Annotated in this window: 16 protein-coding genes; 9 read left to right on the forward strand and 7 right to left on the reverse strand. The window is 69.5% G+C overall.

Annotation, left to right across the window (positions count from 1 at the left end; translation table 11 throughout):
- Positions 1 to 4 precede the first annotated feature (4 nt).
- Positions 5 to 1,666: a class I adenylate-forming enzyme family protein gene (locus L8951_RS06490; RefSeq protein WP_244382181.1), complete on the reverse strand. Its 1,662-nt coding sequence runs from the start codon at positions 1,664 to 1,666 to the stop codon at positions 5 to 7.
- Positions 1,667 to 1,730: 64 nt separating this feature from the next.
- Between L8951_RS06490 and lgt the strand changes: the two genes are divergently transcribed.
- The 4 genes from lgt to L8951_RS06510 are packed head-to-tail and all read left to right on the forward strand — an operon-like array spanning position 1,731 to position 5,720.
- Complete coding sequence (gene lgt, locus L8951_RS06495; protein ID WP_244382182.1) at positions 1,731 to 2,672, forward strand: prolipoprotein diacylglyceryl transferase; 942 nt, start codon at positions 1,731 to 1,733, stop codon at positions 2,670 to 2,672.
- Complete coding sequence (locus tag L8951_RS06500) at positions 2,669 to 3,646, forward strand: class I SAM-dependent methyltransferase (protein WP_244382183.1); 978 nt, start codon at positions 2,669 to 2,671, stop codon at positions 3,644 to 3,646. The genes lgt and L8951_RS06500 overlap by 4 nt, the downstream gene beginning before the upstream one ends.
- Entirely contained in the window at positions 3,643 to 4,419 is a 777-nt protein-coding gene (pgeF, locus tag L8951_RS06505; RefSeq protein ID WP_244382184.1) for a peptidoglycan editing factor PgeF, read from the forward strand. The genes L8951_RS06500 and pgeF overlap by 4 nt, the downstream gene beginning before the upstream one ends.
- Before the next feature lie 35 nt (positions 4,420 to 4,454).
- The gene (locus tag L8951_RS06510) at positions 4,455 to 5,720 is read left to right on the forward strand and encodes a cystathionine gamma-synthase family protein (RefSeq protein WP_265535953.1); all 1,266 of its coding nucleotides are present in this window, start codon (positions 4,455 to 4,457) and stop codon (positions 5,718 to 5,720) included.
- 49 nt (positions 5,721 to 5,769) lie between these two features.
- Here L8951_RS06510 and L8951_RS06515 read toward each other — a convergent pair whose 3' ends face one another.
- Both L8951_RS06515 and L8951_RS06520 read right to left on the reverse strand, forming a co-directional pair.
- Positions 5,770 to 6,435: an HAD family hydrolase gene (locus L8951_RS06515; RefSeq protein ID WP_244382185.1), complete on the reverse strand. Its 666-nt coding sequence runs from the start codon at positions 6,433 to 6,435 to the stop codon at positions 5,770 to 5,772.
- Positions 6,432 to 7,607: a CDP-alcohol phosphatidyltransferase family protein gene (locus L8951_RS06520; RefSeq protein WP_244382186.1), complete on the reverse strand. Its 1,176-nt coding sequence runs from the start codon at positions 7,605 to 7,607 to the stop codon at positions 6,432 to 6,434. The genes L8951_RS06515 and L8951_RS06520 overlap by 4 nt, the downstream gene beginning before the upstream one ends.
- 93 nt (positions 7,608 to 7,700) lie before the next feature.
- On the opposite strand from L8951_RS06520, the gene L8951_RS06525 reads away from it, so the two are divergent.
- The 4 genes from L8951_RS06525 to L8951_RS06540 are packed head-to-tail and all read left to right on the forward strand — an operon-like array spanning position 7,701 to position 11,127.
- Positions 7,701 to 8,801 (forward strand): MlaE family lipid ABC transporter permease subunit, encoded by a 1,101-nt coding sequence (locus L8951_RS06525; protein WP_244382187.1) that lies wholly within the window; start codon positions 7,701 to 7,703, stop codon positions 8,799 to 8,801.
- Complete coding sequence (locus L8951_RS06530; RefSeq protein ID WP_244382188.1) at positions 8,801 to 9,592, forward strand: ABC transporter ATP-binding protein; 792 nt, start codon at positions 8,801 to 8,803, stop codon at positions 9,590 to 9,592. The genes L8951_RS06525 and L8951_RS06530 overlap by 1 nt, the downstream gene beginning before the upstream one ends.
- 9 nt (positions 9,593 to 9,601) lie before the next feature.
- Entirely contained in the window at positions 9,602 to 10,555 is a 954-nt protein-coding gene (locus tag L8951_RS06535; protein WP_244382189.1) for an MlaD family protein, read from the forward strand.
- Complete coding sequence (locus tag L8951_RS06540; protein ID WP_244382190.1) at positions 10,552 to 11,127, forward strand: ABC-type transport auxiliary lipoprotein family protein; 576 nt, start codon at positions 10,552 to 10,554, stop codon at positions 11,125 to 11,127. The genes L8951_RS06535 and L8951_RS06540 overlap by 4 nt, the downstream gene beginning before the upstream one ends.
- A 4-nt stretch (positions 11,128 to 11,131) precedes the next feature.
- Here L8951_RS06540 and pepN read toward each other — a convergent pair whose 3' ends face one another.
- The 3 genes from pepN to L8951_RS06555 are packed head-to-tail and all read right to left on the reverse strand — an operon-like array spanning position 11,132 to position 15,692.
- The gene (gene pepN / locus L8951_RS06545; RefSeq protein ID WP_244382191.1) at positions 11,132 to 13,741 is read right to left on the reverse strand and encodes an aminopeptidase N; all 2,610 of its coding nucleotides are present in this window, start codon (positions 13,739 to 13,741) and stop codon (positions 11,132 to 11,134) included.
- A 17-nt stretch (positions 13,742 to 13,758) separates the two neighbouring features.
- Positions 13,759 to 14,694 carry a DMT family transporter gene (locus L8951_RS06550; RefSeq protein WP_244382192.1) on the reverse strand — a complete coding sequence of 312 codons (936 nt, stop codon included), beginning with the start codon at positions 14,692 to 14,694 and terminating at the stop codon, positions 13,759 to 13,761.
- A complete protein-coding gene (locus L8951_RS06555) occupies positions 14,691 to 15,692 on the reverse strand; it encodes a threonine aldolase family protein (protein WP_244382193.1) in 1,002 nt (333 codons plus the stop codon). The genes L8951_RS06550 and L8951_RS06555 overlap by 4 nt, the downstream gene beginning before the upstream one ends.
- Positions 15,693 to 15,938: 246 nt before the next feature.
- Here L8951_RS06555 and L8951_RS06560 point away from each other — a divergent pair, with 246 nt between their 5' ends.
- Positions 15,939 to 16,373, forward strand: coding sequence for a thermonuclease family protein (locus L8951_RS06560; RefSeq protein WP_244382194.1), 435 nt, complete (start codon positions 15,939 to 15,941; stop codon positions 16,371 to 16,373).
- On the opposite strand, the gene L8951_RS06565 is transcribed toward L8951_RS06560, so the two are convergent.
- On the reverse strand, positions 16,370 to 16,522 hold the full coding sequence (locus L8951_RS06565; RefSeq protein WP_244382195.1) for a hypothetical protein: 153 nt from the start codon (positions 16,520 to 16,522) through the stop codon (positions 16,370 to 16,372). The genes L8951_RS06560 and L8951_RS06565 overlap by 4 nt on opposite strands.
- Positions 16,523 to 16,584 lie beyond the last annotated feature (62 nt).

A 16,584-nucleotide genomic window follows, 5' to 3' on the forward strand; every position in this document is an offset into this window, starting at 1 on the left:
GGGCCTAGTCGCGATACTGCTTGGCGAGCGCGATGCGGTCGACCTTGCCGGTGCCGAGGCGGGGCAGCGCGGTGTCGGCGACGACGATCTCCTCGGGCACCTTGAAGGCGGCCAGCCGTTCGCCGCAGAAGCTGCGCAGGTCTTCGGCATCGCACCCGCCCTCGGGGCAGGAGACGATGGCGAAGGGCACCTCGCCGAGGCGCTCGTCCTTCTTGGCGAGCACCACCGCCTCGGCCACCGCGGGATGTGCGTAGAGCGCTTCCTCGACCTCGGCCGCGGCGATATTCTCGCCGCCGCGGATGATGATGTTCTTCATCCGGTCGACGATGTAGAGATAGTCCTCCTCGTCGAGATAGCCGATGTCGCCGGTGCGGAAGAAACCGTCGTCGGTATAGGCCGCGGCCGTCGCCTCCTCGTCGCCCCAATAGCCCTTGATCGTGGCCGCCGAGCGGATCGCGATCTCGCCGGTCTGCCCGGCGGGCAGCCGCTTGCCGTCGTCGCCGAGGATGGCGATCTCGACGAAGGGCATTTGCGGGCGCCCCACGCTGGTCGGGCGCTCCTTGTAATTCTGCCAGAAATTGCCGCATCCGACCGCGTTGGTCTCGGTCAGCCCATAGCCCTGGATCGAGCGCGTTCCGGGCAGGTCCTCCTCCTGCCGCTTGAGGTGCGCGGCGGGGCGCGCGGCGCCCCCCGAGTTGATGTCGCCGAGGCTTGAGAGGTCGTAATTGTCCTTATTCGGGTGCGTCATCAGTTCGAGCGCCATCGTCGGCACCCCGGTGAAGACGGTGACCTTTTCCTTCTCGATCAGCTGCATCGCGAGCTCGGCGTCCCACTTGGGCATGAGCACCAGCGCGCGGTCGATGACATAGCTGGTGAGCATCACCGGCACCTCGCCGGTGACGTGGAACAGCGGCACCGAGACGAGCGCGCGCATCTGCTCGGGCACCGGCCGGCCCTCGCTCTCGAGGATGCCGCGCAGCACCATCAGCGAGACGACATAGGTGTAGGTGCCCTGCACCACCTGCCCGTGGGTCGACAGCGCGCCCTTGGCCTTGCCGGTCGAGCCCGAGGTGAAGAGGATGGTGGCATCGTCGTCGGGGGTGACCTGCGGCAGCGCGGTCTCGTCGGCGGCGCCGAGCAGCGCGGCCATCGCGGTCTCGACGGGCTGGTCGATGTCGATATCGAGCGTGCTGTCGCCATGGCCGAGGCCCCGCGCCATCGCCGCGCGCGGCGCGTCGGCGATGATCAGCCTGGGGGCGGTCAGCTCGAGCGCATGGCGCAGTTCCTCCTCGCGCCACCAGCCGTTGATGAGGGTGGCGACGCCGCCCGCCTTCACCACGCCCATATAGGCGGCGATCCAGCTGGTGCAGTTGCGCATCGCGATGGCGACGCGGTCGCCCTTCTCGATGCCGCGCGCGACGAGCCCCTTGGCGATCTTGTCGGTCAGCGCGTTGATCTCGGCGTAGGTGAGCTTTTCCTCGCCCGAGATGACATAGGGATGGTCGGCGTAGAATTGCGCGAACATCATGAACATCATCGGCAGCGTGGGCGGGAAGTTGGCAACCGTCGGCCGCCCGCGGGCGTCGGGCCCGATCACGATGCGCCCGCCTTCGCCGCTGACCGCCGCGAGGACCGCTTCATACTTTTGATCGAGCTCGCTCGGCATCCAACTCTCCTTTGCCTTTGACGCCATCCACCCTATGAGGCGGTAAAGCCTTAGGGAAGCCAGAATGACCGCGATTTCGCCCGCCCCGCCGATCCAGGACTCGATCGATGTCGATCGCTACACCGCCTTTCCCGACCTCGGGCTGTCGGACACGGCGCTCGATCTCGGCGTCTACGAGCTCAAATGGTACAGCCTCGCCTATATCGTCGGCATCTTCTTCGGCTATTGGTACGTGCGCAAGCTGGCCCGACAGCCGGGGTCGCCGATGGCCGAGCGCCATGTCGACGACCTCGTCTTCTGGTCCGCGCTCGGGGTCATCCTCGGCGGCCGGCTGGGCTATGTGCTGTTCTACAACCTCGAGCTCTACCTCACGCAGGGCACGACGATGTTCGGCATCGACCTGCCGCCGCCGCTGGGGATCATCAACCTGCGCGACGGGGGGATGAGCTTCCACGGCGGGGTGATCGGGGTGAGCCTCGCGATCCTCTTCTATTGCCGCAAGCACAAGCTCGACTGGCTGCGGGTCCACGACTATGTCGCCTGCTGCGTCCCGGTCGGGCTCGGGCTCGGGCGGCTGGCCAATTTCGTCAACGGCGAGCTGTGGGGCGGGGTCACCGACGTGCCCTGGGCGATCCGCTTCGTCGAGATGGTCAACGGGGTCGTGGTGCTCGGCCCGCCGCGGCACCCGAGCCAGCTGTATGAGGCGCTGTTCGAAGGGCTGGTGCTGTTCGTCATCCTCGCGGTGATGTTCTGGAAGACGCGCGCGCGCTATTATCCGGGGCTGCTCGTGGGGGCCTTCATCTTCTTCTACGGGGTGTTCCGCTTCGGCATCGAATATTTCCGCGTCGCCGATGCGCACCTCAGCGAGTTCGCGGTAGAGACCGGGCTGCAGATGGGGCAATGGCTGAGCTTGCCGATGATCCTCGGCGGCCTGTTCCTGATGGCGACCGCCAAGCGACGCCGCCAGCGGGTCGAACCGATCGCCGGGCCGACGAGCGTGGCGTGAGCTTCGCCGAGGAATTGAGGCAGCGCATCGCGGCGGGCGGGATCAGCGTCCACGACTATATCGCCGCTTCCAACGCGCATTATTACGCGAGCCGCGATCCGCTCGGGAAGGCGGGCGACTTCACCACCGCGCCCGAGATCTCGCAGATGTTCGGCGAGATGGTCGGTGCCTGCCTCGCCGACTGTTTCCTGCGCGCGGGCGCGCCCGCCGATGCCGCCTACTGCGAATTGGGGCCGGGGCGCGGCACGCTGGCGAGCGACGCGCTCCGGCTGCTGCGCGGGGTCGGCTTCGCGGGCCCAACCCATTTCGTCGAGACGAGCCCGGCGTTGCGCGGCGAACAGGAAAAGCGCCACCCCACCGCGCATTGGCACGACGACGTCGACGCGCTGCCCGAGCGCCCGCTGCTCGTCGTCGCCAACGAATTCTTCGACGCGCTCCCGACCCGCCAGTTCGTGGGGGAACAGGAACGCCGGGTGGTGCTGGCCGACGGCGCCCCCGCCTTCGCCCCCGAGGGCGCGGTGACGCGCGAGGAGAGCGCGGACGCCACCGCCATCGCCGCGCGGCTGGCGGCGCACCTCGCGCGGGTCGGCGGCGCCGCGCTGGTCATCGACTATGGCTATGCGGGCGGCGAGCAGCGCGACACGCTGCAGGCGGTGCGCCGCCATGAACGGGTCGACCCGCTGGCGCACCCGGGCGAGGCCGACCTCACCACCCATGTCGATTTCGGCGCGCTCGCCGAGGCCGCGCAGGACGCGGGCGCACGGACCAGCCGCGTCATCAGCCAGGGCAATTGGCTCGAGACCCTCGGCCTTGGCCCGCGCGCGATGACGCTGGCGGGCAACAATCCCGCGCGCGCCGACGATATCGCCGCGCAGCGCCGCCGCCTGTCGTCGGAAGAGGGCATGGGCACGCTGTTCAAGGTGATGGCGATCCATCATCGCGGCTGGCCGGTGCCCGCGGGTCTGGGCCAGTGAGCCCCCCGCCGTTCATCGCCGCCCCCCCACTGGCCGGCCTGCCGCACGGCTTCTTCGGGCGCGAGGGCGGGGTGTCCGCGCCGCCCTTCGACAGCCTCAACGCGGGTCTCGGCACCGCCGACGAGCCCGGCGCGGTACGCACCAACCGCCGCCGCGCCGCCGATGCGCTGGTCGAGGGCGCCCCGCTGGTCGGGCTCCACCAGGTGCATTCGCCCGAGGTCGTCATCGTCGAACAGCCGTGGGACGAGGCGGACTGCCCCCGGGCCGATGCGCTGGTGACGCGGACGCCGGGCCTCCTCCTCGGCATCGTCACCGCCGACTGCGCGCCGGTGCTGCTCGCCGACCGCGAGGCGGGCATCGTCGGCGCCGCGCATGCCGGCTGGCGCGGCGCGATCGGCGGGGTCACCGACCGGACCATCGGCGCGATGCTGCAGCTTGGCGCCGACCCGCGCCGCATCCGTGCCGCCATCGGCCCCTGCATCGCGCAAAAGCATTACGAGGTCGGGGAAGACATGCTCGCCCCCTTCCTCGAGGAGGACCCCGCCAACGCCCGCTTCTTTCGCGAGGGCGCGCGGGGCCGGCCGCATTTCGACCTCGAATCCTATGTCGCGGCGTGGCTCGCGGGGGCGGGGATCGGCACCGTCTGGCTCGCGGGGGAGGACAGCTATGGTCAGCCGCAGCGCTATTACAGCTACCGCCGCGCCACCCACGCGGACGCCCCCGACTGCGGTCGCCAGATCAGCCTGATTGGCATCGCGCCCGCGGAGCGCTAGGACGCCCCTGAACGCTATTCAGGAGAGCAGTGCCCGTGACCAACGAGACCAAGATCGGCAACCACCAGATCGACCCCCATTCGCTGATGATGGGGTATGGCTACGACCCGCAATTGTCCGAAGGCAGCCTCAAGCCGCCGATCTTCAACACCTCGACCTTCGTCTTCGAGAAGGCGCAGGACGGCAAGGACCTGTTCGCCTATCTCACCGGGCAGAGCGACCGCGTCGCCAAGGGGCTCGTCTATTCGCGCTTCAACAACCCCAACCAGGAGATCCTCGAGGATCGCCTCGCCTTGTGGGAAGATTCGGAAGACGCGCTGGTCTTCTCCTCGGGGATGACCGCCATCGCGCACCTCATCCTCGCCTTCGCGCGGCCCAATGACGTGATCCTCATGTCGGGCCCGCTCTATGCCGCCTCCGAGGGCATCATCATGAAGATCATGCCGCAGTTCGGCGTGAGCTATGTCGACTTCCCCGCCTCGGCCACGCGCGAGCAAATCGACGCCAAGATGGAAGAGGCGAAGGCCAAGGCCGAGCGCCAGGGCGGCAAGGTCGCGCTGGTCTATCTCGAGAGCCCCGCCAACCCGACCAACGCGCTGGTCGACGTCGAGGCAGTCGCCGCCGCGCGCGACGCGATGCTGCCCGACGCGCCGATCGCGATCGACAACACCTTCCTCGGCCCGGTCTTCGCCAAGCCGCAGCACCATGGCGCCGACATGAGCGTCTACAGCCTGACCAAATATGTCGGCGGCCATTCGGACCTCATCGCCGGCGGCCTCACCGGCAAGAAGGCGCTGCTCGACCAGGTGCGCGGCATCCGCAATACGATGGGCGGCATCTGCGACGCCAACACCGCCTGGATGCTCCTGCGCAGCCTTGAGACGGTCGAACTGCGCATGACCCGCGCCGCCGAGAACGCCAAGGCGGTGTGCGACTATCTCAAGGACCATCCCAAGGTCGAACGCATCGCCTATCTGGGGCACCTGCCCGAGGGCAGCCGCCAGAAGGATATCTTCGACCGCCACGAACTGGGCGCGGGGTCGACCTTCTCGCTCTACCTCAAGGGGGGCGAACGCGAGGCCTTCGCTTTCCTCGACGCGCTCAAGCTCGCCAAGCTGGCGGTCAGCCTCGGGGGCACCGAGACGCTCGCCTCGGCGCCCGCCGCCATGACCCACCTGTCGGTGCCGCCCGAGCGCCGCCGCGAACTCGACATCTCGGACAATCTGGTGCGCATCTCGATCGGGATCGAGAAGGCCGACGACCTGATCGCCGATTTCGAGCACGCGCTGAAGGCGGTCTGACCCCGCGCCGTGGCGGGCCGCGCGCGTCCCTGCGGGGCGCGCGCGCGGCCTAGCCCCAGTCCTCGACCGTGTAGCCGCGCACCTCGGCGATCCGCCGCAGCTCGGCATCGGGATTGACCGCGACCGCCTCGTCCGACCATTCGAAGGCGAAGGCGTCGCTGTTGTGGTCCGAATAGAAGCGGACATGCGCGCGCGCCAGCCCGGCGCCCTGCAGCCACTGCTCGATCATCGTCAGCTTGGCCGCGCCATAGCAGTTGTAGCCGTCGATCCGCGGGTGGATGATGTCGTCGATCCCCGCGACCGTCCCGGTGCCGATGACATGGTCGAACCCCAGCAGCTCGCCGATCGCGGCGGCGTAGAAGCGATAGCTCGCGGTCGCCATCACCACCATCCGTCCCTCGGCCTTGTCGCGCGCGATCGCCTTGACCGCGCCGGGGCGCAGGTTGGTGGCGAGCGTCTTCTCGGCAAAGCTGCGCACGATCGGTTGGAGCGCTCGCTCGCTCACCCCCGGGCCGATCAGCAGCCGGTGGTTGATTTCCTTGAGCCGGGCCCGGTCGACGAGCTTGAGCGCATAGCCCAGCAGCGAGGCGGCCACGAGCGGCAGGAGCGCGAGCCGCCACGGCGCGCGCCGCACCGCGCAATGCAGCAGGAAGGGGGTGTAGGTGGGACGGCGCGTGACCGTCTTGTCCATGTCGTAGATTGCCAGGTCGGTCATGCGCCCTCGTCGCTTTCATCGGCTACGGGAAGGAGCCAGCTGGTCACCGGGTCGCCGCGCAGCGCGGCGCTTTTCGCCGCCGCCAGCCGGGTGCCGAGCACCATCGCGGTCACGAGGCTCCAGAAGGCCACCCACTGGATCCCCCACTCGGGGCGGAACAGGATCGCCGAGACGGCGAGCAGCAGGATGTTGATGTTGCGCCGCGCCGCGATCAGGTGGAAGCGGCTGTCGAACGGTTTCCACAGGTGGAGCGCGAAGCCGTGCGCGCGCGCGAAGAGGATCTCGCTGCCGCGGATCGCGGCGTAGGCGGCGACGATGGTGGCGAGCAGGAGCAGCGCGTAGACCGGCTCGAGGAAGCGCTCGCCGCGCTCGAGCCCGCGCATCCAGCCGATATACCATAGCGGGGGGTGGAGCAGGTCGAGCGCGGCATCGAGCCGCCGACCCCACAGATTCGAGGTCCCGGTGATCTTGGCCAGCTTGCCGTCGATCGTGTCGGCCAGCGCGAAGAGCAGCGCGGCGACGAGCCCGGCGCCGAACCAGCCCTGCCAGAAGGCCGCAAACGCGAGCAGCGCGAACAGCGCGGCGATGCCGGTGACCCGGTTGGCGGTCAGCCCGGCGCGCGCGGCGGCGCGGGTCAGCGCGAAACCGATCGGGCGCAGCAGCGTGAGGCTGATCGCATCGGAGACGCGGGGAGTCGCGGCGCCGTAGAGCGCGCGTTCGATCGCGGTGCAGTCGGCGTCGGCATCGAGCCGCGCGATGAACGGGCGATGGCGCTGGTCGATCGCCTCGAGGTCGACGTCCTCGGCGTGCACGAGGGTGAGGACACTCGGCTCGCCGCCCTCGCCGCCGATCAGCCGCTGCGCCTCGATGCGTTCGGCCGGGCGGCTGGCATGGGCGAGCACCGCGACCCCCTCGTGGCACAGCAGCGTGCCCGGGCGCAGCCGCATGTAATCGATCCAGCCCGGGCTCACCGCATGGCCCGCATGCTGGATCATCACCGGGCGGGCGCCATCCTCGCGCAACGCCTCCTCGCTGGCGGCCTCGAGTCCCATCATCGCGGCGACCCGATAGGCGCGCATCCGCGGCGCCAGCCCGAAGGGGGCGATCGCCCCGTCGCCCAGCGGGACAAACAGCATCGGGCGCTCGTTCGCCTCTGGGAAGAACCCGCTCATGCCCCCCTGCTAGACGGGCAATGGGCGACGCGCCAAGCTTTTTGCCGCGCATCTCCTTGCGGGAGGCCCCGCTTTGGCCCATCTGTGGGGGCGATGGGGGACCCTGATCAGACCCACGCCCCGCAGGAGGCGCACCGGCTCGCACCGACGGGCGCGCTGACGATCGCGCGGGTGGGCAGCCTCGAGCGCGACATCGCGGCCGCGCCCGACCCGCTGGTGATCGATCTCGCGCGGGTCGAGACGATGGACACGGTCGGCGCGTGGCTGCTCTACCGCACGCGCAAGCACCGCGGCGCCGAGATCGTCAACGCGAGCCCCGCCGCGCGCGCGCTGCTCGCGCAGGTCGCCGCCGCCGATCACGACACGCAGGTCCGTCCCGACCGCCCCCCCGGGCCGCTCGCCTTCCTCGAGGACCTCGGGATGTGGGCGTTCGACTTCTGGCGCACGCTGCTCGGCATGCTCGGCTTTTTCGGCGCCACGCTGCTTGGCTTCGCGAGCCTGCTGCGCCACCCCAGGCGCTTCCGCCTCAACGCGGTGGTCCAGCGCTTCGACCTCGTCGGGGTGCGCGCGCTCGGCATCATCGGGCTGATGAGCTTCCTCATCGGCATCGTCGTGGGCCAGCAGGGCGCGGTGCAGCTCGCGCAGTTCGGCGCCGAGGTGTTCACCATCAACCTCATCGGGCGAATCACGGTGCGCGAGCTGGGCACGCTGATGACCGCGATCATGGTCGCGGGGCGCTCGGGTTCGGCCTTCGCCGCGCAGCTCGGGACGATGAAGATCACCGAGGAAATCGACGCGATGCGCACGATCGGGGTCTCGCCGATCGAGGCGCTGGTGATCCCGCGCGTGCTCGCGGCGGTGATCATGATGCCGCTGCTCGCCTTCTTCTCGATGGTGCTCTCGCTCATCGGCGGGGGGCTGTTCTGCTGGCTGGTGCTCGAGATCCCGCCGCTGACCTTCATCCAGCGACTGCAGGAAGTGGTGCCGATCACCGACCTGTGGGTGGGGCTGATCAAGGCGCCGGTGTTCGGGTTCCTCATCGCGCTCGCGGGCTGTTTCCAGGGCATGCAGGTGAAGGGCAATTCGGAGGAGGTGGGGCTGCGCACCACGTCGGCGGTGGTGCAGTCGATCTTTCTCGTCATCGTGCTCGACGCGGTGTTCGCGGTGTTCTTCAGCCAGATCGGGTGGATCTGATGATCGCGCCCCCTCCCTCGTGCGAGCCGGTGATCAGCGTGCGCGGGCTGCGCAACGCCTTCGGCACGCAGGTCGTGCACGAGGACCTCGACCTCACCGTGTGCCGCGGCGAGATCATCGGGGTGGTCGGCGGGTCGGGTTCGGGCAAGTCGGTGCTGATGCGCTCGATCATCGGGCTGCAGCCCCCGGTGGCGGGCTCGGTCGAGGTGCTCGGCGAGGAGATGATCGGGCGCGACGAGGACGAGGCCAAGAACATCCGCCGCCGCTGGGGCATCCTGTTCCAGAACGGCGCGCTGTTCTCGACCCTCACGGTGGCCGAGAACGTGCAGGTCCCGATCCGCGAATATTTCCCCTTCATCCGCCCCCCGCTGCTCGACGAGATTGCCGCCTACAAGATCGCGCTGGCGGGGCTCGGTCCCGAGGCGGGGCCCAAATATCCGAGCGAATTGTCGGGCGGGATGCGCAAGCGCGCGGCGCTGGCGCGTGCGCTGGCGCTCGATCCCGAACTGCTGTTCCTCGACGAGCCGACCGCGGGGCTCGACCCGATCGGGGCCGCCAAGTTCGACGAGCTCATCCTGTCGCTGAAGAAAAAGCTCGACCTGACGGTGTTCCTGATCACCCACGACCTCGACACGCTCTATCAAATCTGCGACCGCGTCGCGGTGCTGGCCGATCGAAAGGTGATCGCGGTGGGAACGATTGCCGAGCTCACCGCGCTGGACCATCCCTGGATCCAGGAGTATTTCCATGGGCCCCGCGGGCGCGCAGCCGCGCCGAGGGTCGAGGGTTAAGAGGGGGCAATGGAAACACGTTCGAACCATATCCTCGTGGGCACGGTGGTCCTTGCGCTGCTCGCGGGACTGCTCGTCTTCACGGTATGGATCGCCGGCCTCTCGGGCTCGGCCAAGAAGTGCTACGACATCTATTTCCCCGGCGGGGTCGGCGGGCTCAACCGCGGCTCCAACGTCTCCTTCTCGGGGGTGCCGGTGGGCGAGGTGCAGCAGATCAGCCTCCTGCCGCAGCGCCCCGAATTCGTCTGGGTGCGGATCAGCGTCGATGCCGACACCCCGGTGCTCCAGGGCACCGAGGCGACGATCTCGGGGGTCGGCTTCACCGGCGTGTCCGAGATCCAGCTGACGGGCGCACAGACGGGCGCCCTCCCGGTCACCGACGTTGGGCCGCAGGGCTGCCCCGTCATCCGCTCCTCGGCGAGCGTGCTCGACAGCGTGCTCAACTCGGCCCCCGAGCTGATCGACCGGATCCAGCGGCTGACCGAGCGAATGGCCGAGCTGCTGTCCGACGAGAACCAGAATTCGATCTCCGACATCCTCGAGAATATCGAGAGCGCGACCGACACGCTGGCGGCGCGCGCGCCCGACCTTGCCGACGCGATCGCGCAGGCCAGCGTGGCCGCCGAACGCGCGGGCATCGCCGCCGAACGCTGGGGCGAGGTGGCGCAGACGACCGACGGCATCCTCAAGAACAACGCCGCCCCGGCGATGGCCGAGCTGCAGGAGGCGATCGCCTCGATGAAGGATGCCACGCAGACGCTCGACGCGGCGGTCGCCGACGCGCGCCCCGGGCTCCAGCAATTCTCCAACTCGACCGTGCCCGAGGCCGACCGGCTGGTGCGCGACATGCGGACGCTGACGCAGAGCCTCGAACGCTTCTCGACCCGGCTCGACACCGACGGGATCGGCGGCGCGCTGGGCCCCAAGAAACTGCCCGACTACGACCCCGGAGACGCCCGATGACCCGCGCCGCGCTGCCTGCCCTCCTGACGCTCACGCTCGCCGCCTGCGGGCTGCCGAAGCTGGGCGGCGAGGACCCGCCGCCCGCGCTCACGACGCTCGCCTCGACGGTGCCCGAGCCGGCGCCGCTGGTGCGTGAGCGCGCGGTCACCTTCGCCGTGCCGCTGACCCCCGAGGCGCTCGCGACGACGCGGGTCGCGGCGGTGCGCGGCGGCACCGCGGTCGCCTATATCCAGGACCTGTTGCTCGTCGACAGCCCCGACCGCCTGTTCCAGCAGCTGGTCTCCGAGACCGTCTACCGCTCGACCGACCTGCTGGTGGTCGACCCGCGCCAGCAGGACCAGGTGCCCGCGCTCAAGGTGACGGGCACGCTCTATCGCTTCGACTTCGATGCCGACACCCGCGAGGTGGTGGTCGGCTACGAGGCGCTGTGGGCCGACGGCGGGCGCGTCGCCAGCCGCCGCTTCGAGGCGCGCGAGCCCGCCGTCGGCTATGCCGGCGACGTCGCGCCCGCGCTCAATCGCGCGGCCAACCGCGTGGCCGCCGAGGTCGCCGCCTGGATCACCGGCGGCTGACCGCTCAGGACAGCGACTTCGAGACCTGCTCGAACACGTCCTTCGACAGGCCCTCGGTCTCCATGATCCGTTCGAGCGCGGCGCGCATCATCGCCGAGCGCGCGGGCTCGAACCGCTTCCAGCGACCGAGCGGGGGCACCAGCCGCGCCGCGACCTGGGGGTTGAGCCGGTCGGCGGCGATGATCATGTCGGCGAGCAGTTCGTAGCCGCGCCCCGAGGCGTGGTGGAAGACCCACTGGTTGGCGGTGAAGTTGCTCATCAGCGCGCGTAGCCGGTTGGGGTTCTTCAGCGTGAAGTCGGGATGCTCGGCCAGTCGCGCCACCTCCTCGAGCGTGCCCGCGCGCTCGGCGCGCGCCTGCAGCCCGAACCATTTGTCGAGGACGAGGTTGTTGTCCTTGTAGCGCGCGTAGAAATCGTCGAGCGCCTCGCCGCGCTGCGGCTGCTCGAGGTTGGCCAGCACGGCGAGCGCGCCCTGCCGCTCGGTCATGTTGCGCGCCGCGTCATATTGCGCCTTGGCGAGCGCGGCGCCCGCCGCCGCGTCGCCGGCCGCGAGATAGCCGAGCGCGACGTTGCGCAGCGCGCGGCGGCCCTTGGCCTCGACCGACAGGTCGTCGCCCGCGGGGCGGTCGGCCGCGAGCAGCCGCTCGAGCCCCGCGCGCTGTCCCCGTCCGATCGCGGCGGCGAGCCCGCGGCGCACCTCGTGGACCTTGTCGGGGTCGATGACCTCGAGCCGCTCGCCGATCATGCCTTGCGCGGGCAGCATGATGGCTTCGGCCTTGAAGGCCTGGTCGAGATCGGGGGCGTCGAGGGTGGCCTCGATCGCGGCGATCACCGGGCTGGGGTCGAGCGCGGCGCCCTGTTCGATCGCGGGCAGCATGGCGCGCAGCGCCAGTTCCTGCAGCGCCTCGAAGCGCGCGAAGGCATTGCCGTCGACCCGCGCCAGCGCGGCGAGCTCGTCGTCCTCGCGGTCGGTCTTGAGGATGATCGGGGCCGAGAAGTCGCGATTGAGCGAGACGATCGGGCAGGTCGCGCCGACCGCGTCATAGGTAACCTGCTGTTCGGGCTCGGTCAGCATGACGAGCCGTTCGCCGCCGGCGAGCTCGGCGCCGTTCTGGGGGTCGAGCAGCGCGAGCTTGAGCGGGATCGCCATCGGCGCCTTGTCCGACTGCCCGGGGGTGTCGGGGATCTCCTGCCGCAGCCGCAGCGTGCAGGTCCCCGCCGCCGCGTCATGGTCGAGATGCACGCTCACCCGCGGGGTGCCCGCCTGACTGTACCAGAGGCGGAACTGCGTCAGGTCCTCGCCGCTCGCATCCTCCATCGCGCGGACGAAATCCTCGCAGGTCGCGGCCTCGCCGTCGTGGCGCTCGAAATAGAGGTCGGCGCCCTTGCGGAAGGCCTGCGCGCCGAGGATCGTGCGCATCATCCGAATCAGCTCGGCGCCCTTGTTGTAGACGGTCGCGGTATAGAAGTTGGAAATCTCGATATAGCTGTCGGGGCGCACAGGATGCGCGAGCGGGCCATTGTCCTCGGGGAACTGGACCGCGCGCAGGAGCCGGACGTCCTCGATCCGCTTGACCGCGGCCGAGTTCATGTCCTGCGAAAAGCACTGGTCGCGAAAGACGGTGAAGCCCTCCTTGAGCGAAAGCTGGAACCAGTCGCGGCAGGTGACGCGATTGCCCGACCAGTTGTGGAAATATTCGTGCGCGACGACCCCCGCGATGCCGTCGAAGTCCATGTCGGTCGCGGTCTCGGCGTCGGCGAGCACGTAGCGCGAGTTGAAGATGTTGAGGCCCTTGTTCTCCATTGCCCCGAAGTTGAAATCGTCGACTGCGACGATGTTGAACAGGTCGAGGTCATATTCGCGCCCGTAGGTCTGCTCGTCCCACCGCATCGCGTCCTTGAGCGAGCGCATCGCATGATGGGTCCGCGGCAGGTCCTTCTCGCGCACCCAGATGTTGAGCGCGACCTCGCGCCCGCTCATCGTGGTGAAGCGGTCCGAATTGGCGGCGAGGTCGCCCGCGACCAGCGCGAACAGGTAGCTGGGCTTGGGGAAGGGATCCTCCCAGCGCGCCCAGTGCCGCCCGTCCTCCCCCTTGCCCTCGGCGACCTTGTTGCCGTTGGCGAGCAGGATCGGGAAGGCCTGCGCGTCGGCATGCATGGTGACGCAATAGGTCGACAGCACGTCGGGGCGGTCGGGGTGGAAGGTGATGCGGCGAAAACCCTCGCTCTCGCACTGGGTGCATAGCAGCCCGCCCGAGGCGTAGAGCCCCATCAGCTGCGAATTGGCCGAGGGGTCGATCTCCACCGTGGTCACCACCTCGTGGCGCTCGCCCTCGAGTTCGATGACGAGGTCGTCGCCGTCGAGCGTCCAACGCGCGTCCTGCCCGTCGACCTGGACCGCGAGCGGCTTGAGCTCGTCGCCGGCGAGCCGCAGCGGCCCGCCGCGGTTCTTCTCGACGTCGAGCGTGGCGCGCACGCGGGTGCGCTTGGGGTCGAGATCGATGTCGAGGTCGACATGGCGCACCCACCAGGCGGGCGGTTCATAGTCCTTGCGATAGACGGCGGCATGGTCGGGCGCGGGCGGCGCCTCGGGGTTCATGCGGGCATCGGCCATGGCGAAACATTCTCCTTTTATCCCGCGTCGGGATTGGTGACTTTCATGGGGCGCTGGCGCGACCATAGTGCGAGCACCAGCCCGAGGAGCGCAACCCCCGCGCCGGTCAGGCTGAGGCCGGTCCAGCGAAAACCCTCGAACAGCGTCGACAGTGCCATCGCCACGATCGGCACCATCGCCGAGGAATAGGCCGCCTTGCCCGGGCCGATCCGGCGCACCACCGGGTAGTAGAGCGAGAAACAGACCACCGAGGCGGCGAGGGCGAGCCACAGCAGCCCGGCCCAATAGCCCCAGCGCCACTCGACCACCGGGGCACCGTGCAGCGCGTAGGCGATGAGGCCGTCGGCGAGCGCGCCGATCCCCATCGCCCAGGCGAGCAAACTGAACAGCGGGAAGCGCTTCACCCGCTCGCGCGCCTGGTAGACATTGCTGACCGCCGCCGCGAGCAGGGCGAACACGGTCCAGCCGACCCCGATCATCAGCGCGGTCAAGGTGAGGTCGGGGCGCTCGCGCAGTTCGTGGAGGAAGAGCAGCCCGATGCCGACGACCGCGACCAGCGTGGCGAGGATGAAGCGCGCATTGGGGCGCTGGCCGAGCCACCACCAGCCGAGCAGCGCGTTGGGCAGCATCAGCAGCGCGAAGACGGTCGCGACCAGCCCCGAGGTGACATAATGTTCGGCGGCATAGACGCCGTTGAAGTTGAAGCAGAACTGGCTGATGCCTACGATCGCGGCGGCGCCGAGGAAGCCCGGGGTGGGGCGCAGGCTCTCGCCCTTCCATTTTGCCACCAGCGCCATGCCCGCCGCCGCGATGATGAAACGATAGGTCACCGACCAGGGGGCGGGGACGACCCCTAGCTGGTCCTTGATGACGATCCAGGTCGACCCCCAGATCAGCGTGAAAATGACGAAGGGGAGGGCGACCTGCCGCAGGCCGTCGGCGGGCAGGCTCATAGGCTGGCGATCGCCTCGGCGAAGCGCGCGACCGCGTCCATGTCCTGGTCCCAGCTGGTGACGAAGCGCACCTCGCCCGCCGCCCAGTCGTAGAAATCGAACCCCTGCGCACGCAGTCGCGCCGCCTCCTCGGGGGTCATCTTCACGAACAGCTCGTTGGCCTCGACCGGATGGACCAGCCGCTCGCCGCAGGCCTCGGCGAGGCATTGCGCGGCGGCATTGGCGGCGCGCGCATTGGCGCGCCAGACATCGTCCTCCAGCATGGCAAGGATCTGCGCGGCGGCGAAGCGCCCCTTCGACTGGAGGTGCCCCGCGCGCTTCTTCATCACCCGCACCGTGTCGGCCAGCTCGCGGTCGAACAGCAGCAGCGCCTCGGCGCTCATCCCGCCGTTCTTGATGAACCCGAAGGACAGCGCGTCGACGCCAGCCCGCCACGTCAGTTCGGCGGGGGAGGCGCCGCTGTGCACCACCGCATTGGCGAAGCGCGCGCCGTCGACGTGGAAGCGCAGCTGGTGCTCGCTGGCCTTGGCGCCGAGCGCGGCCATCTCGGCGGCATCATAGACGAGCCCATATTCGGTCGCGTTGGTGACCGAGAGACAGGCGGGCTGGACCTGGTGGACGTCCTTGCGGACCGCCGCCATCGCGGCATCGATCGCGGCCGGCGCGAGCTTGGCACCGGGGCCCTCGAGCAGCGTAAGCTTGGCGCCATGGGTGAAGAAGCCCGGCGCCCCCGCCTCGTCCTGTTCGATATGCGCCATGCGATGGCACAGCACCGAACCCCAAGGCGGGCACAGCGCGGCGAGCGCCAGGCAGTTGGCGGCGGTGCCGGTGGCCACCCAGATCGCGGTCACCTCGGTGGCGAACAACTCGGAAAAGGCGGCGTCCATCCGCGCCGACCAGCCATCGCCGTCATAGGCGGTGTCGAGCCGGTTGGCGGCCACCAGCGCCTCCATCACAGGCGGGCAGGCCGGGGCGGCATTGTCAGAGAAGAAGCGCATGGCTCCCGCATGGCTCGGCCCGCGGGGCGCGTCAATCGGGGGCGGGGGGGAGCGCGAAAAAATGGGGCCGGACCGCTTGGCGATCCAGCCCCGAGATCATAGGGAACATCATGAAGAAAGCCGTCGCTTTCAACTTCCCCTTTTACCTCGATATGGTTAACGAATCCTGTATCCGCCCGCATGAAACGGAAATTTCATCAACGAAAAAGGCCCGTTCGTCTCTTCCGGCGCTGGAAGGGTGCGGTCGTGCTGGGCGCGCTGCTGCTGCTGGCGGCAGTGCTGCACGACCCGGTGCGGATGCTCGAGGAGCGCGGCGGGGTCGTGGTGATGGCGGGGCAGTTCCCGCTGTGCAAGGCGTCGGGCGCCGATACAGCGTGCATTTCGGACGGTGACAGCATCCGGCTCGCCGGGGGCGCGCCGTTGCGAGTGGTCGGGTTCGACACCCCCGAGATCGGCGCGGCACGCTGCGACGCCGAGCACCGGGCGGCGATCGCGGCGCGGGCCGCGTTGCAGCGCTGGGTCAACGCGGGGCCGTTCGAGATCCACTATCGCGCCGAGCGCGACCGCTACGGACGGCGGCTGGGGCGGCTCGAGCGCGACGGCGCGGACGTGGCCGACCACCTGGTCGAGCGCGGGCTGGCGCGGCGCTACGCGGGCGGAAAGCGCGGCGACTGGTGCTAGGCGATGCCGCGCGCGGCGCGGACATGGGGGCTTTCCTCGGCGTCGGCGAAGCGCGCGGGCGCGCCGTCGGCGGCGAGCGCGGCGCGGATCGCGCGGGTGAGGACGAAGGCGAGACTGCCCGCGACGAGGCTGGCGGCGGTGGTCTTCATCGGCGGGCACTTTCTTCACTGGTCAACTGACAGCCCTGTTAGCAGCATGCCGATGAACATTT

It is taken from the genome of Sphingomicrobium astaxanthinifaciens, from assembly GCF_022865105.1.
Taxonomy (GTDB): Bacteria; Pseudomonadota; Alphaproteobacteria; order Sphingomonadales; family Sphingomonadaceae; genus Sphingomicrobium; species Sphingomicrobium astaxanthinifaciens.

Coding starts and splice junctions, on each gene's coding strand:
- L8951_RS06490 (WP_244382181.1), bottom strand. CDS start 1,666: ATGCCGAGCGAGCTCGATCAAAAGTATGAAGCGGTCCTCGCGGCGGTC.
- lgt (WP_244382182.1), top strand. CDS start 1,731: ATGACCGCGATTTCGCCCGCCCCGCCGATCCAGGACTCGATCGATGTC.
- L8951_RS06515 (WP_244382185.1), bottom strand. CDS start 6,435: ATGACCGACCTGGCAATCTACGACATGGACAAGACGGTCACGCGCCGT.
- L8951_RS06520 (WP_244382186.1), bottom strand. CDS start 7,607: ATGAGCGGGTTCTTCCCAGAGGCGAACGAGCGCCCGATGCTGTTTGTC.
- L8951_RS06525 (WP_244382187.1), top strand. CDS start 7,701: ATGGGGGACCCTGATCAGACCCACGCCCCGCAGGAGGCGCACCGGCTC.
- L8951_RS06530 (WP_244382188.1), top strand. CDS start 8,801: ATGATCGCGCCCCCTCCCTCGTGCGAGCCGGTGATCAGCGTGCGCGGG.
- L8951_RS06535 (WP_244382189.1), top strand. CDS start 9,602: ATGGAAACACGTTCGAACCATATCCTCGTGGGCACGGTGGTCCTTGCG.
- L8951_RS06540 (WP_244382190.1), top strand. CDS start 10,552: ATGACCCGCGCCGCGCTGCCTGCCCTCCTGACGCTCACGCTCGCCGCC.
- pepN (WP_244382191.1), bottom strand. CDS start 13,741: ATGGCCGATGCCCGCATGAACCCCGAGGCGCCGCCCGCGCCCGACCAT.
- L8951_RS06550 (WP_244382192.1), bottom strand. CDS start 14,694: ATGAGCCTGCCCGCCGACGGCCTGCGGCAGGTCGCCCTCCCCTTCGTC.
- L8951_RS06555 (WP_244382193.1), bottom strand. CDS start 15,692: ATGCGCTTCTTCTCTGACAATGCCGCCCCGGCCTGCCCGCCTGTGATG.
- L8951_RS06565 (WP_244382195.1), bottom strand. CDS start 16,522: ATGAAGACCACCGCCGCCAGCCTCGTCGCGGGCAGTCTCGCCTTCGTC.